General features: G+C 68.5%; 10 protein-coding genes. 6 read left to right on the top strand and 4 right to left on the bottom strand.

The window, feature by feature from the left end:
• The first annotated feature begins 4 nt into the window (after positions 1–4).
• The gene (locus GPZ80_RS15875) at positions 5–2,224 is read left to right on the top strand and encodes an alpha-amylase family glycosyl hydrolase (protein WP_187221138.1); all 2,220 of its coding nucleotides are present in this window, start codon (positions 5–7) and stop codon (positions 2,222–2,224) included.
• A gap of 980 nt (positions 2,225–3,204) precedes the next feature.
• Here GPZ80_RS15875 and GPZ80_RS15870 read toward each other — a convergent pair.
• The 3 genes from GPZ80_RS15870 to GPZ80_RS15860 all read right to left on the bottom strand — a co-directional run bounded on the left by GPZ80_RS15870 (position 3,205) and on the right by GPZ80_RS15860 (position 6,472).
• Complete coding sequence (locus tag GPZ80_RS15870) at positions 3,205–4,173, bottom strand: enoyl-CoA hydratase/isomerase family protein (protein ID WP_187221137.1); 969 nt, start codon at positions 4,171–4,173, stop codon at positions 3,205–3,207.
• Positions 4,174–4,301: 128 nt separating this feature from the next.
• The gene (locus GPZ80_RS15865; protein WP_187221136.1) at positions 4,302–6,020 is read right to left on the bottom strand and encodes a phytoene desaturase family protein; all 1,719 of its coding nucleotides are present in this window, start codon (positions 6,018–6,020) and stop codon (positions 4,302–4,304) included.
• Entirely contained in the window at positions 6,017–6,472 is a 456-nt protein-coding gene (locus GPZ80_RS15860) for a PaaI family thioesterase (RefSeq protein WP_246477150.1), read from the bottom strand. Before GPZ80_RS15860 ends, GPZ80_RS15865 begins: the two co-directional genes overlap by 4 nt.
• 100 nt (positions 6,473–6,572) lie before the next feature.
• Here GPZ80_RS15860 and GPZ80_RS15855 point away from each other — a divergent pair, with 100 nt between their 5' ends.
• Complete coding sequence (locus GPZ80_RS15855) at positions 6,573–7,172, top strand: TetR/AcrR family transcriptional regulator (RefSeq protein WP_187221135.1); 600 nt, start codon at positions 6,573–6,575, stop codon at positions 7,170–7,172.
• A 460-nt stretch (positions 7,173–7,632) separates the two neighbouring features.
• Here GPZ80_RS15855 and GPZ80_RS15850 read toward each other — a convergent pair whose 3' ends face one another.
• Positions 7,633–8,997 carry an MFS transporter gene (locus GPZ80_RS15850; protein WP_187221282.1) on the bottom strand — a complete coding sequence of 455 codons (1,365 nt, stop codon included), beginning with the start codon at positions 8,995–8,997 and terminating at the stop codon, positions 7,633–7,635.
• Positions 8,998–9,267: 270 nt separating this feature from the next.
• Here GPZ80_RS15850 and GPZ80_RS15845 point away from each other — a divergent pair, with 270 nt between their 5' ends.
• The 4 genes from GPZ80_RS15845 to GPZ80_RS15830 all read left to right on the top strand — a co-directional run bounded on the left by GPZ80_RS15845 (position 9,268) and on the right by GPZ80_RS15830 (position 15,221).
• Positions 9,268–11,286, top strand: coding sequence for a molybdopterin oxidoreductase family protein (locus GPZ80_RS15845; protein WP_187221281.1), 2,019 nt, complete (start codon positions 9,268–9,270; stop codon positions 11,284–11,286).
• The gene (locus GPZ80_RS15840) at positions 11,283–12,719 is read left to right on the top strand and encodes an FAD-dependent oxidoreductase (RefSeq protein ID WP_187221134.1); all 1,437 of its coding nucleotides are present in this window, start codon (positions 11,283–11,285) and stop codon (positions 12,717–12,719) included. Before GPZ80_RS15845 ends, GPZ80_RS15840 begins: the two co-directional genes overlap by 4 nt.
• A 313-nt stretch (positions 12,720–13,032) precedes the next feature.
• The gene (locus tag GPZ80_RS15835; protein WP_187221133.1) at positions 13,033–14,493 is read left to right on the top strand and encodes a phosphotransferase; all 1,461 of its coding nucleotides are present in this window, start codon (positions 13,033–13,035) and stop codon (positions 14,491–14,493) included.
• Positions 14,490–15,221: a class I SAM-dependent methyltransferase gene (locus tag GPZ80_RS15830; RefSeq protein WP_187221132.1), complete on the top strand. Its 732-nt coding sequence runs from the start codon at positions 14,490–14,492 to the stop codon at positions 15,219–15,221. Before GPZ80_RS15835 ends, GPZ80_RS15830 begins: the two co-directional genes overlap by 4 nt.
• Positions 15,222–15,243: the final 22 nt, after the last annotated feature.

Below are 15,243 nucleotides of genomic sequence, written 5' to 3'. Positions count from 1 at the left end.
AGACATGACCAAACACAGCGACACCCGCGCCCGGCGGCGCTGGGTGGCAGCCGCCCTCGCCGGGACGTGCGGCGCGACCCTGGCCCTGGCGCCCTCCGGTGCCGCGGCGGCCCCCGCGCCGGACGAGGCGGGCAACGCCAAGCAACTCGCCCAGCCGAGCCTGCGCAGCCCGCTCACCAGGGAGCGCATCTACTCCCTGATGACCGACCGGTTCGAGAACGGCGACCCGACCAACGACGACCAGGCCAGCAGTGAGGCGGTCAACGAATACGACCCCACGCACAAGGGCTTCTACCACGGCGGTGACCTCAAAGGACTGACCAGCAGGCTCGACTACATCAAGGAGCTCGGCCAGACCGCCATCTGGATCACCCCGCCGATGTACAACGACTGGCTCTTCGAGGGCAAGCTGCCGACCGGCGAGACCAACACCACCGCGTCCTACCACGGGTACTGGATCACCAAGTTCGATCAGGTCGACCCGCACGTCGGCACCGCGGAGGACCTCAAGGAACTGGTCCGGCAGGCGCACGCCCGCGGGATGAAGGTCTTCTTCGACATCGTGGTGAACCACACCGGCGACGTCATCAGCTACGAGGAAGGCGAGCAGCAGCCCTACCGCTCCAAGACCGATCAACCCTACAAGGACGCCGACGGCAAGGAGTTCGACGACCGCGACTACGAGACCGCCGCGGTCTTCCCGAAGCTGGACCCCGAAACCAGCTTCCCCTACAACCCGACGTTCCGCACCGAGGCGGACAAGTCGGTCAAGTCGCCCGCGTGGCTCAACGACCCGACGATGTACCACAACCGTGGCGAGACCACGTTCCAAGGCGAGAACTCGCTCTACGGCGACTTCTTCGGCCTCGACGACGTGTTCACCGAGCGGCCCGAGGTCGTCGCCGGGATGACGAAGATCTTCCAGGACTGGATCACCCAGTACAACATCGACGGGTACCGGATCGACACCACCCGCCACGTCAACATGGCGTTCTGGCAGCAGTTCATCACCGGTGTGCTGGACTACGCCAGGGCCAACGGCAGGCCGGACTTCTACATGTTCGGCGAGGCCGCGGTGGAGGACCCCGTCGAGCTGTCGGCCTACACCAGTGAGGGCAAGTACCAGTCCGTGCTGGACTTCACCTTCCAGGACAACGCGCGGAACTTCGCGTCGAAGTCGGCGTCGGCGGCGGACCTCGCCACCTTCTTCCAGACCGACGACATGTACACCGACAGCGACTCCAACGCCTACCAGTTGCCCACGTTCGTCGACAACCACGACCGCGGTCGCATCGGCTGGATGATCCAGGCCGACAACCCGGGCATCGCGAACTCCGAGACGCTGCGCCGGTCGCAGCTGGCGCACGAGCTGATGTACTTCGCCCGCGGCAACCCCGTGGTGTACTACGGCGACGAGCAGGGCTTCACCGGCGACGGCAACGACCAGGACGCCCGCGAGGACATGTTCCCCAGCAAGGTGAGCAGCTACAACGACAACGACCTGCTGGGCACCGACGCGACCACCGCGACGTCCAACTTCGACCAGAACCACCCGATGTACCGGTACCTGCAGCGGCTCAACCAGCTCACCGCCGAGCACCCCGCCCTGCGCGACGGCGCGCAGATCCACCGGTACGCCGACAACGGACCTGGTGTCTACGCCTTCTCCCGCATCGACCGCGACGAGAAGGTGGAGTACGTGGTCGCGCTGAACAACAGCGAGGCCGAGAAGACCGCCAGTGTCGCGACGTACTCGCCGAACGCGCCGTTCGTGCGGCTTTACCCGACACCGGACGGCACACACAACACAGACGCCGGGGGCAAGCTCACCGTGACCGTGCCGCCGCTGTCGGCGGTCGTGTACCGGGCAGCCGTGCCGCTGGCCGACGTCAACGGCGGCAAGGCCGCGGCCACCACCCTGGACCTCGCTCAGGGCGGCAAGATCAACGGACGGCCGTTCGTCCGGGCGACCGTGCACGGCCAGGGATTCCACGAGGTCAGCTTCGCCGTCAAGGTCGGCAAGAACGGCAAGTGGACGCACGTCGGAACCGACGACAACCCGGACTACAAGGTGCTCTACGACACCAAGGGTCTGGCTGACGGCACCGAGGTGACCTTCCAGGCCATCACGACCGACAGCTCGGGAAGGGTGTCGGTGTCCGACAAGGTCGTTCACACCGTCGACCGCACCGCGCCCGCGCCCAACGTCTTCGAACAGCCGTAGACAGCGGGATCGAGATCCGACAACGCACGACTCCACGGCCCGCCGGTGACCCGGCGGGCCGTGGCCCGTCGGGGTGCGGACAGTCTCTTCTGGAAGAAGTCGAACCATGGCATTCACACCCGCCATCGATGCGGTCGCCGAACTCACCAAGCCGGGCAGTGCTCTCTCGGCCTAGATCAAGCCCGCCTGCTGGCCCGGATGCTCCGACTACTCGCCCGATCTCCCGGCGCTCAGCCATTCCTGTGGCGTCACCTTCTCGCCGAGTGTGACGACTGAGCTCCAGGCGTCCAGTTCCGATCGGCGCGACTTGTCCTTCGGGTGTTCGATTCGACCGGGGTCGAAATCGAACACCCATACGTTTGGCTTGGAAGCACGCCTGGGAGCAATCTGGGAGCCCTTGTGTGCGTCGAACGGCATTGATCCGCGCTGAACGTTCCTCAATGGACCAACCCCGACCTGCGAAAGTCGTGTTTCCACAGTTCAGGGCAGATTCCGGCATAGTTCACGCCGAAGGGGTCACTGGATCGGTCCCAGTGTCGCCGACATATGTGCGGCAGCGAAGTACAGCAGTGGGCCTCAGCCGTCGAGGCTGTCACCGAGCCTCCGCAGCGCCTCCCGCGTCGTGTCGTCCGACACGAGGCCTGCACTGTGACCGAGAACTGAGCGTGCCGAAGGATTTGGGATCGCGCCACTGCTCCAAGGCGATCGCGCAGGAGAAGGCCAGCGAGATGCGGGTGGATGGCCCGCCGTATGCGGCGCGAAGTGATTGGCCGTTGGCGGCCGGGACGTGGTCGCGCTGCCGCCCCCGGCATAGAAGGCCGCTGTGTTCCTCCTTGATCGCGTCGTCGGCGAGGCGCAGCGGGGAGGTGATGCGGTCGCGACCGTTCCGGTAATGGTCGAGCCGCAGTGCTTTCTCGCAGGTGTGGCCGGTCGGGGCCGGATGCTGTTTGTCGCCGTGGATCTCGGGGCGCCAGGGGTGATCAGCTGTCTGCCTGGGGGATGCGGGTGCCGTCGACCCATTCCGCAGGGGCGGCCACGAACGGGGTGTCGGCGTGGGTGTGGAAGTCCGTGGCGAACTCCTGGAACGCCCGCCGGGCGTACGCGGTCGTGCCGGTGGCGAGGAAGGCGGCGAGCTCGCGGTCGAGGCCCCTGCTCAGCGGGCGGTCCGTGGCGGAATACACGCAGCTCTTGGCTGCCGCCACCGCTGACCGCGAGCGGTTCGCGAGTCGTGCGGCCGTGGCCTGGGTTTGCTCCAACAGCTCGTCAGCGGCGACGAGCCGATGGACCAGGCCGAGCTCGTGAGCCCGGTGAACGTCGACAGGTGCTCCCTCGAGGATGAGTTCGAGGGCCCGTCCGGTGCCGATCAGGCGCGGGAGTCGCTGGGTGCCGCCGCCACCGGGAATGATGCCTGCCAGGATCTCGATCTGGCCGAGCACCACCCGCGGATCATCGGCGGCGTACCGCAGGTCGCACGCCAGGGCGATCTCGTGCCCACCGCCGAGGGTTGGTCCGCTGATCGCGGCGAGGTAAACGACTCCGGAGCGATTCATCCGCAGAATCGTCTTCTTCCACCGATGTCCCCACAGCAGGCCGATCCCCATCGGTCCCAGGCGCTGCGCGGTGGCGGCGCCACCCGGCAGGCCGATGACTCGGTTCACCACCTTCCAGAACGCGAGCACGACCCCGGCCGGCAGCTCAGGGAGCGGTAGCTCGGCCATCGCACCGAGTTCGCCCGCGTCGGCGTGGGTGAGGAACCGCCCGGCGACATCACTTGCCAGTACGACGGCGCCCACCCCGCGGTCTCGATCCACGGCGCGGGTCAGTTGGTCGAGATCGCGGAGGAAGGCCGTGGTGACGAAGTTCAGCGGAGGACTGGAGTAGAACGCTGTCAGGACCCGGCCGCGCTGGTCGAGCCGGAGCGTCTCCAGGTTCAGTTCGCGGGCCTTCATGTGACTGCTCCGATCGTGCTGGGCACCTGGCACTGGGGGCCGCCGACCGCCATCAGCGGGTGGGCTCGGCCAGGGGCCGTCGGCGCGGTGGTCGTGGTCATCGAGTCCGGCCTCCTCATGGTTTCGGGTCAACCGCGCTGGTTCGCGCGGGCCTTCTTGCCGCGCAGCGTGGTGTCGGTGGCCACGGCGAGGGGATCCCAGTCCGTGTCGTGCTCTGCGACGGCGTCGGCATTGCCGAAGACGGCGCCGTCGCGGATCTCGGTGAACAGGTCGCGCTTGAGCACGGCACTGGCGGCGCCGACGCCGGAGAGCATCACGCCTTCGACGCCGGGACCCCAGCCGAGGCTCGCGCCTGCCAGATACAGCCCGTTGATCCCGGTCTTGGGAAGGGGGCGCAGGGGGCCGATCTGGCGCAGGTTCATCTCGATGCCGTAGGAGCCGCCCGCGGTGGAGTGGGTGTAGCGCTCCTGGGTGATGGGTGTGCCCGCCTCTTTCCACACGATGTGGTCGCGCAGGTTGGGGATGACCTCGGCGGCCAGGTCGATCAGGATCTCGGTGACCGCGTCCTTGACGGCGACGTACTCGGAGTTGGTGCGGTACTTCTCACCGTCCACCGGGCCGCCGCCGCGCAGTCCCCACAGGGCGTGGTCGGGCGGCAGGTAGGTCATGATCTCGACGACGGAGTGGCCCTCGGGTGCCAGCGCGGTGTCCGGGTCCTTGTTGGTGGCGACGTGGATCATCGCGCAAATGTTCTTGCGCACCGCGGCAAGCCAGCGCTCGCGGTCGCGCCCGGCGCCTTCCCAGCTGATGGCCTGCTGCATCGGGCCGAAGTCGGCATCGGTGCGGAACTTCCAGATCTGGCCGCTGGTCATGGTTTGGCTCAGGTCGATGTCCAGACCGAGGTAGGTGTTGAACAGCGGCCACGCCATCCGGTACCCGGAGACCTGCTTGCGCTTGAGCGTGGAGACGGCCGACGGGTCGAGCAGTTCGAGGTAGGTGCGTTTGAGGTCGGCGTTGGACACCACGACCGGCGCGCTGATGAACTCGCCGCCGTCGACCTCGACCCCCTGCACCCGATTGTCCTGGACGACGATCCCGCGAACGCGGGAGTTGAGCCGGAAGTCGCCGCCGTTGGCGCGCACGACCTCGGCCATGCTCGCCGACAGGACCTGCCCGCCGCCGACCGGGTAGTACGCGCCGCCCTCGACATAGTTCTTCAGGTACCCGGCCTGCACGATCGCGGGAGCACGGCTGGCAGGCGCCGCGTACGCCGGGGTCTGCCCGCACAACACCGGGCGCGGCGCGGGCCCGACCCGGCACACGTCAAGCAAGGTCGTCAGCGGCATCAGCGCGAACGGCGCGGCCCACCCGGCGCGCACCGCCATGGCCGCCATGTTCCGGTTGGAGGCGGGCGTGGTCGCGCGGTCGACCGCGTCGGCGATCTTGCGAATGACGCGCACATAGCGCCGCAGTGCCGCGGCGTCATCCGGGAAGGTCTCGATCAGTCGGTCCCGGTAGGCGTCCCAGCCGCGGGGCACCTTGAACGTCACCGACGGGAACGCCAGCACATCGAACCCGTCGGGGTCGATTTCCCGGAAGTCGACGCGCTTGTCGACCCCGACGCCGCGCAACATGGTCGGGATGTTGCCCTCCGGGCGTCCGCAGTCGCCGAGATAGTGCACGCCGACCTCGAACTCGTAGCCCTTGCGGCGGAACACGTGCGTGCACCCGCCGAGCACGTCGCCCTGCTCCAGTACCAACGTGCGCCTGCCGTTGGCCGCCAGGTACGCGGCGGCGGTCATTCCGCCCATGCCGCTTCCGACGACGATCGCGTCCCAGTCGCTCATGGGTGGGCTCCTCGCTGAGGCTGGTGGATCAGGCAGGTCGTGGTGCCGTGAGCGACCAGACGGCCACGCTCGTCGACGATGCGTCCCTCGGCGGTGGCGGTGCTGCGACCGGAATGGAGCACCGTGCCGGTGCCGACCAGTCGGGTGCCGTCGGTGGGCACGGTGCGGATGTAGTTGACCTTCAACTCGAGCGTGCTGTAGCCGACCCCGGGGCCGAGCGTCGAATGCACGGCGCAACCCATGACCGAGTCGAGCAAGGTCGCGCAGATCCCGCCGTGCACGGCACCGAGCGGGTTGGCGAAGTCCGGGCGAGTGGTGATCGTGAACGACACGCGGCCCTCCTCGACTTCGGTCGCGTCCATACCGAGCAGGGTCCAGATTCCCGTGGACTGCTTCGTCGCCGCGATCGCGCGCAGCAGTTCGACCCCGCTGGGCAATTCGGTGGTAGTCAACTCGACCCTCCGTCGATCTAGACTGATTGGTCTATACTCGCGGTAACACTACAGGCGATGGACTGATCGGTCTATAGAATGTCTGTGGAAGGATCCGACTGTGGCCAACAGCCCGCGGCAGCGACTAGTGCTCAGTGCGATCACCCTCATGTGCGAGCGCGGTGTTCACGCGACCGGTCTCACCGATCTGCTCACCCATAGCAAGACCGCCCGCGCCTCCATCTACCAGCACTTTCCCGACGGCAAATCCGAGCTCATGACGGAAGCGACCTACGCGGCCGGACGCACGATCAGCGCCATGCTCGAGGATCTGCTCGCCACGCGCTCACCCGCCAGCGCGATCGCCGGCATGATCGACTACTGGAAGCAGGTCCTCACGGGCAGCCGGTACACGATGGGCTGCCCGATCCTCGCTGCCGCGCAGGCCGCGACCGAGCCGGAGGTGCAGGTCGCATCCAGCGCCGTGTTCGCCACCTGGGTCGACAAGATCGCCGCCGCCATCGCCGATCAGAACAGGGACCCGACCCGCGCCCGCGCCGTGGCCAGCTTGGCCGTCAGCTCGATCGAAGGCGCCATCGCCCAAAGCCGCAGCGCGAAATCCACCCAGCCGCTCGACGACGTCCACACCGTCCTGACCCGCCTGATCGCCGCCGAGACGCCACCCGACCCCGCGGACCGGCCGACCGAACACGCACCCTGACAACACAAACGGCCACGACCCGGTCTCCGTGCCACCGTCCATCCTGGGGCGGCGCGACCTTGCGTGGATCTCCGTCGTGATTTGATCGGCAGATGCGAAAGACCTCATAGGGACGAGTTCGTCATGATCATCAGCTCGATGCGGTGAGGGGGACTACCTCGTATCGGAGAATCCCCGGCTGTTCGGGGACGCGGTGGCTGTCGTGCTGGGATGCTGGGGGCGCTTACAGCGAGCCCGACGAAACGGCCCAGGTGCGGGATGCGGCTGGCAGGCTGTTCACGAACCCGGCCATGGACGGGGAGCCGTACCGCAAGCTCTCCCCGATGCGGCTGACGAAGGGCGTGGTGTCGACACCGGATCTCGACGGGTGACGGCGCGGCTGATCGAGTGCCGGTGGGAGGACTACTTCGCGGACGTGGTCCGGGCGGGGTGATCTGCGCTGTCGGAGTAGACCGACTCCTCAAACGTTGGCGTAGGCCAGACTCGGTGACCATTCGATGGCCACTGTCTTGCGGAGGTAGCACCACCACGTCAGCGCACAGCACACGATGTAGAACCCGAGGAAGGACCAGAGGGCGGGCTGAAGTGATCCGCTCTCCAAGGAGCTCTTGAAGACCAGGTTCACCGCGACACCGCCGAAGGCTCCGACCGACCCGGCGATTCCGACGGCGGCCGCGGCCTTGCGCCTCGCGGCTTTCATGGCCTCGTCGAGCCTGCCCGGCTCGGAACCGGTCCCGACCGCCGCGGAGAAGATCAGCGGGATCATCCGGTACGTCGAGCCGTTGCCGATTCCGGCGAGAATGAACAGTGCGACCGATGACGCGAAGAACACCGGGACGCTTTTGGCGGCGAGCCCGGTGATGGTCGTGTACGTGCAGGCCGCCATGCAGCCGAACACGGTGATCGTGACCTTGGCTCCGCCCATCCGGTCGGCCAGCCAGCCGCCGAGCGGTCGCGACACCGACCCGATCAGCGCGCCGGTGAACGCCGCGCCCACCCAGCTCGAACGGCCGTCGGACAAGGCCTTGAGCAGCGTTGGGAAAGCGAAGGAGAAGCCGATGAACGAGCCGAACGTGCCGATGTAGAGCACCGACATGATCCACGTCTGGCCCTCGCGCATCGCCTCGGCGTAGGACTCGCCGTCGGACTTGGCGGACGTGAGGCTGTCCATGAACCACCACGCGCACGCCGCGGCCAGGATGATCACCGGCATCCACATCAGCGCGGCGTTGACCAGGTTGATCCCGGTCCCCGCACTGATCGCCAGTGGCACCGCGAACTGGGTCACCGCGACGCCGAGATTGCCGCCCGCCGCGTTGAGTCCCAGGGCGAATCCCTTCTTGCTCGTGGGAAAGAAGAACGAGATGTTGGCCATGGATGACGAGAAGTTCCCGCCGCCCAGTCCCATCGCCGCCGCGGTGGCGAGGAAGAACCAGTACGGCGGATCCGGGATGGTCACGGCCACCGCGAGCATGCCGGTCGGGACCAGCAGGATCAGCGCGCTGAACGTGGTGAACCCGCGGCCGCCGAAGCGGGGAATGGCGAACGTGTAGGGGATGCGCAGCGCCGCGCCGACCAGGTTCGGGACGATCAGCAGCCAGAACGTCTGACTCACCGAAAGGGTGATGCCCGCTTGGGGGAGGGACACCACGACTACGCTCATCAAGATCCATACAGAGAATCCGAGATGCTCGGTGAAGATCGAGAAGATCAGGTTCCTGGTGGCCACTCGCCGCCCCCGGGTCTCCCAGAACCGAGGATCCTCTGGTTCCCATTCATCGATCCATCGTCCATGCTGTGGCGCGGACTCCACCGATGACGCCATCGTCACGCCGTTCGTCTCCTATGCTCGCCCGACTGGCGAGCTTGACGGTTTCCGGCGTGGCCGCCAAGACCCAAATGGAGCAATGGGGAAAGTCCACCGATGGTCCTTTTAGGACATTGACGGCTTGGTGGGGCTGGATGATCCCGCGGGGGCGGGGGCTGCGTATCGTCGCCCGACTGGGTGGGCATCAGCGAGGGGAGACACAGGGTGCTGGACTCGGTCGCCGCGGGCGTCGCCACGCATTGTCCGTACTGCGCTCTGCAGTGCGCGATGACCGTGCGTCCGGACGCCACGGTGCGGCCACGGCCGTTTCCCGCTGGTGGAGGGCTCTGCGTCAAGGGCTGGACCTCGGGTTCGCTGCTGGACTCGCCGCATCGGTTGACCACGCCGTTGATCCGCGACGGCCGTGACGGGCCGCTGCGCCCCGCTCAGTGGGACGAGGCACTGAGCTTGATCGCCGCCCGGCTCGCCGCCTTGCGCGCGGAGCACGGACCCGACGCGGTCGCGGTGTTCGGCGGCGGCGGACTGACCAACGAAAAGGCCTACCAGTTGGGGAAGTTCGCCCGCGTCGCGCTCCGGACCTCCCGCATCGACTACAACGGGCGGTTCTGCATGTCGTCGGCCGCCGCGGCGGGGAACCGAGCGTTCGGCATCGACCGCGGCCTGCCGTTCCCGGTGGCGGACATCGCCGACGCCGGCGCGGTCCTGCTGGTCGGGTGCAATGTCGCCGAGACGATGCCACCGATCACCCGACACCTCAACGCGCAGCGGGCCAAGGGCGGAACCCTGATCGTGGTGGACCCCAGGCGCACCGCCACCGCGCGGCTGGCCGACCTGCACCTGCGGCCCCACCCGGGCACCGACCTGGCCCTCGCCTGCGGGCTGGCGCATCTGGTGATCGCCGACGGCCACCACGACCTGGACTACATCGAACGGCGCACGACGGGTTTCGACGCGCTGCGGCGGGTGTTGGCGCACTACTGGCCCGAACGGGTGGAACGCGTCACCGGGGTGCCGGTGGCGGCCCAGCGCGCGGCCGCCGCCGCGCTCGCGGGGGCGCGGACAGCCCTGGTCATGACCGGCCGCGGCACCGAACAGCACAGCAACGGGACCGACACCGTCCAAGCCTGGATCAACCTGGCGCTCGCGCTTGGCCTCCCGGGTGCCCCTGGGTCCGGGTACGGCTGTGTGACCGGCCAGGGAAACGGGCAGGGCGGCCGCGAGCACGGCCAGAAGGCCGATCAGCTTCCGGGCTACCGGTCCATCCGCGACGACGCGGACCGTGCCCACGTCGCCGCGGTCTGGGGAGTCCGCCCGGACGACCTGCCAGGTCCGGGGCAGTCCGCGTACGAGCTGCTCGACGGGCTCGGTACGGCGGACGGTTCCCGGGCGCTGCTCGTCTTCGGCAGCAATCCCGTGGTCTCCGCGCCGAACGCCGGGCACATCGAACGCGCCCTTCGCGGCCTGGACTTGTTGGTGGTGGCCGACTTCGTGCTGTCCGAGACCGCCGCGATCGCCGACGTCGTGTTGCCCGTCTGCCAGTGGGCGGAGGAGAGCGGCACGATCACCAATCTGGAGGGGCGGGTGATCCGGCGCAGGCGCGCCCGCCCGGCCCCGCCCGGGGTGCGCGACGAACTCGACGTTGTGGCCGACCTGGCCCGAAGACTCGGCGCCCCCGGCTTCGACGCGGACCCGGAGACGGTGTTCGCCGAACTCGGCGCGGCCTCCAGCGGCGGCCGGGCGGACTACGCAGGCATCACCTACGACCGCCTCGACCAAGGCGACGGTGTCTTCTGGCCATGCCCGTCCGCCGACCATCCCGGTACCCCCCGGCTGTTCGCCGAGCGGTTCGCCACCCTGGACGGTCGGGCGGTCTTCCACCCGGTCGAGTACGCGCCGGTGACCGAGCGCCCCGACGCCGAGTTTCCGCTCAGGCTCACCACAGGCCGGGTCCTCGCCCACTACCAGAGTGGTGCGCAGACCCGGCGAATCGATGAGCTCGCCGCGGCGGAGGGCGCGGTGTTCGTGCAGCTGAACCCGGCCAACGCGGCGGAGCTCGGAGTCCGCGACGGTGACATGGTCCGGGTTCGCACTCGCCGGGGTGCGGCCATCGCGGCGGCCCGGGTGACCGACGACGTTCCGGTCGACACGGTGTTCATGCCGTTCCACTGGGCCGGTGATGGACGGGCGAATCTGTTGACGGACCCGAAGTTGGACCCCGTGTCCGGGATGCCCGCGTTCAAAGTGTGCGCTGCCAGAGTGGATCGGGCAGGGGAGAGAGCGTCATGAGGATCGTCGTCATCGGCACCGGGATGGCGGGCGTCCGCTTCGCGGCGGACCTGCGGGCGGGAGATCCCGGGTTCCGTCACGAGATCACCATGTTCGGCGCCGAACCCGAGCCCGCCTACAACCGGATCCTGCTGTCGAGCGTGCTCGCCGACACGTTTCCACTGCGCGACATCGCCCTGCCCGCCGCGCCGGACGGCGTTCACATGAGGGTGGGACGGTCCGTCACCGAAGTGGACCGGGCCGCGCGGGTGGTGCGGACCGAGAACGGGGCCACCGAATACGACGTGCTGGTGTTCGCCACGGGCAGCACACCGGTGGTGCCGCCCATTCCCGGATTGCGTGGGGCCGCCGGGCTCACGCCGGGTGCGTTCACGTTCCGTACGGCATCGGATTGTCGGGCGATCCTGGCCGCGGCGCGGCCGGGTGGCAACGCGGTCGTGCTCGGCGGCGGCCCGCTGGGCGTCGAGGCCGCCAGGGCGTTGGCCGGTCGGGGCATGGCGGTGGACCTGGTGCACCAGCAGACGCATTTGCTGCAACGACACCTCGACCCGGTCGCGGGCCGGATCCTGGCGATGGCCTTGACCGCGCACGGCGTGCGGGTGCACCTCGACACCGCGGTGACGGCGGTGTCGGGCGAGGAGCGGGTGTCGGCGGTTCGGCTGACCGACGACACCGTACTGAGCTGCGAACTGCTGGTGGCGGCCTGCGGCACCCGGCCGGAGGTCGCCTTGGCCCGCGCGTGCGGACTGGCGGTGAACGGCGGTGTCGTCGTCGACGACAGGATGCGGTCGATCACCGATCCGGCGGTGTACGCGGTCGGCGACTGCGCCGAACACCGCGGCGTGGTCCACGGCTTGGTGGAACCCGCTTGGGAGCAGGCGTCGCGCGCCGCCGCGGACATCGGCGGGTGGTCGCCCGAACCTCGGGACCGGCCGGTGCTGCCGGTGCTGCGGTTGAAGGCGCAGGACATCGACCTGGCCGCGATGGGGGACAGCGCGGTCGTCGACGAAGTGGACGACCCCGCCACGGAAGTCGTCGTGTTCGCGGACCCGGCCCGACGCCGGTACAAAAAACTCGTCCTGCGAGCCGGGGTGATCGTGGGCGCGGTGTTCATGGGTGACACGGGGACGATGGGCACGGTGACGGACCTGTTCGATCGCGCCCGCCCGGCCCCGGCCGACCCTGCCGCGTTGCTGTTCGACCTCGCGACGTCGGGCGATTCCACCGAGCAGGTGGTGTGCCGGTGCAACGGGGTCACCGCCAAGACGATCCTCGCCTGCGAGGGACGCACGGTTTCCGAAGTCGCCCGCCGAACCAGGGCGACGACCGGTTGCGGGGGGTGCGCGGGGGATGTCGCGGCCTTGCTCACGCGGGCGTCCGCGAAAGATCCTTTTGCCAGTCTCGCGGCGGCCACTGTGAATGGCGCAAGCTGATTGGACCTTTCGTTCGGCCTGTCGATGCGCTATGCGTCGCCGTGATCGCACGCCGCTGCGTCGTTCGACTGGTCCGTTCGACGTCCACCTGTGAACCAACAGGAGTAGTGGCACGGCCGGATGCGATTCGTCGCCGGGAATGGGCCGGGGGATGAGGCGGTGCGCCCGCCCAAATGTCCACTATGGATGGCGTAACAACAGGTGGCGACTCATCGACTAGTCGGTGACGGAGGGCGTATTGTCCGCCCGTGCTCGGGCGGCGAGCGGAGGAGCAAGGGCGCGATCGTTGCCCTGACGGGGAGTTTCAGGGGCCATGACAATCGTGGATGAAGTGGTGCGCGCGCGTTCGCGACAGGTGAACGCCCGTGAACTGGCTGAGGTCTACACCGCGCTCGCGGATCGCGACGGCGCGTTCGACACAGCTGTCCCGTCAGTTCTCTTCGCCGGGGTCGAGCCCGCGCCCGAGCAGGTCGAACGGTTGCGCAGGTTCGGTTTCACCGTGGTCGAACGCGACTGTCCCTGTGGTGTGGGCGCACTGATCGTCGGTGGAACCCTGCACGGCACCTGGTTTCCACTGGACGTTGATCCGAACGGCCGCATCGCCGACGTCGTCGACTTCGCCGTGGCGGCCCGCCTGCGGGAATGGGCGGGTGCCATGGCTCGGCCCGAGTTCACCAAGATGCACAAACCCGGGTCCGACTCGCGGGGTGTGGTCCAGTTTCGAGTGGACGGCGCCGATATCGTGGCGAAAGTCGGTGACGCCGCCGCGATCGCGGGGGAGGTCGCGTTCGCCTGCGAGGTGAACGCGTTGCTGGCCAAGGATGGCAGGCGGGGGTTGTTCCCGGAGGTGCACGGCGTGCACCACGAGGGAACGCAGGCGGTGAGCCTGATGGAGGCGGGTTTGCCGCTGCCGCTGTCGCCGCTGTTCGCCGACGACGAGCGCACCACGCTGGCGGCCGCGGCCCTGGACCAGCTTGAACCGCACCTCGATCAGGTCGGCGCCTGGTACCGGCTCACCGCGGGCACGCAACGTCCGACCGTCGCCGACTACCTCTACCGGGAGCGCTACCACATCCTGTGTGGGCAAACCGATTTTCTCGCCACGTTCGCGGCGCTCTTTCCCGAAACCGGACTCGACGACATGCTCGAAGCCCGGATCGTGTTGCCCGGCGGGACCGTCATGGACGGTTACCGAGCCGCGGTCTCGTGGCTGGACCAGGTGGCGCCGGACTTGCTGCCGAACCAGGGAAGCGCGGTACACGGCGACATCTACGCCGCCAACATGCTGCTGCGCGCTGACGGGAGCCCGGTGCTGATCGACCCCAGGACCGTCTGGGAGGGCCGCGACCGCCCCGACGTCGGGTACGGCGACCCCGTCTTCGACTTCGCCACGCTGCTGCACGGGGTGTTCCCCATGGCCGCGATCCTGCGCGCCGCCGAGGAGGGCACGCAGGACCGGCTGGTGGACGACGTGCGGCCGGTCGACGGTGTGCTCGACCTGACCTCCCTGCGGCTCCCCCTGCGCTTCCCCGGCAGCGTCGACGCGCTGATCGAGCGGATGCTGCGCGCGCTCCCGCACGACGAGCCGCGCGCGCACACCACAGCCAGGCTCTACATCGGCGCGGCCACATCGCTGGCCGGATGGCTCAAATACCTGCGTTCGCTGCGAAGCCCGCAGGCGTGGCTGGCCACGTTCGCGTACGTGGGCTGGTACCTGCGCATGGCACGCGAGGTTTGGGAAGACGGTTTTTCCAAGGGAAAGAAGGATTCGTGACCACGCTCAACTACGACGACCTGGCCACCGAGTACGCGCGCCACCGTCGCACCTACCCGGGTCTGATCGAGCACATCGTGCGGCGCGCGGGCGTGACCGCCGAGCACACCGTGCTGGAAGTCGGGTGCGGCACCGCGAACCACGTCGCGGCGGTGCGTCGCGAGACCGGGGCCAAGTGTTTCGGGGTCGAGCCGTCGGAGCAGATGCTGGCCGTGGCGCGCACCCAGCCGGAGGACTTGGATCTGCGTCAGGGCTACGCGCAGGAACTGGACTTCCCGGCCGCGACGTTCGACCTGATCATGTCGGTCGACATGATCCATTACGTTCGTGAGCCGCTGGAGTACTTCCGGCGCGCGTTCGGCGCGCTCAAGCCGGGTGGGTACTTCGTCACCGTCACCGACTCGGACTGGATCATCCGCAACAGGATCCCGATGGCGCGCTACTTCCCCGGCACGATCGACGCCGAGGCGGACCGGTACCACCCGATCCCGCGGCTGTCCGGGGACCTCGCGCTCGCCGGTTTCGGCGACCTGAACGAACACGTCGTGGAGAGCGAGTACGAACTCGCCGACTCGACCCGCTTTCGGGACAAGTCCTACTCGTGCCTGCACTTGATCGGCGACGACGAGTTCGCCGACGGCCTGGCCGCGCTCGACGCCGACCTCGCCGCGGGCCCGCTGACCGCGAACCTGCGGAGCCTGGTCCTGTGGGGGCGTCGACCGCAATGATCGACAGATACTGCCTGCCCGT

It is taken from the genome of Actinokineospora xionganensis (assembly GCF_014323725.1).
In the GTDB taxonomy this organism is placed as follows: Bacteria; Actinomycetota; Actinomycetes; order Mycobacteriales; family Pseudonocardiaceae; genus Actinokineospora; species Actinokineospora xionganensis.
This window is presented reverse-complemented; position numbering and strand designations above follow the sequence as displayed.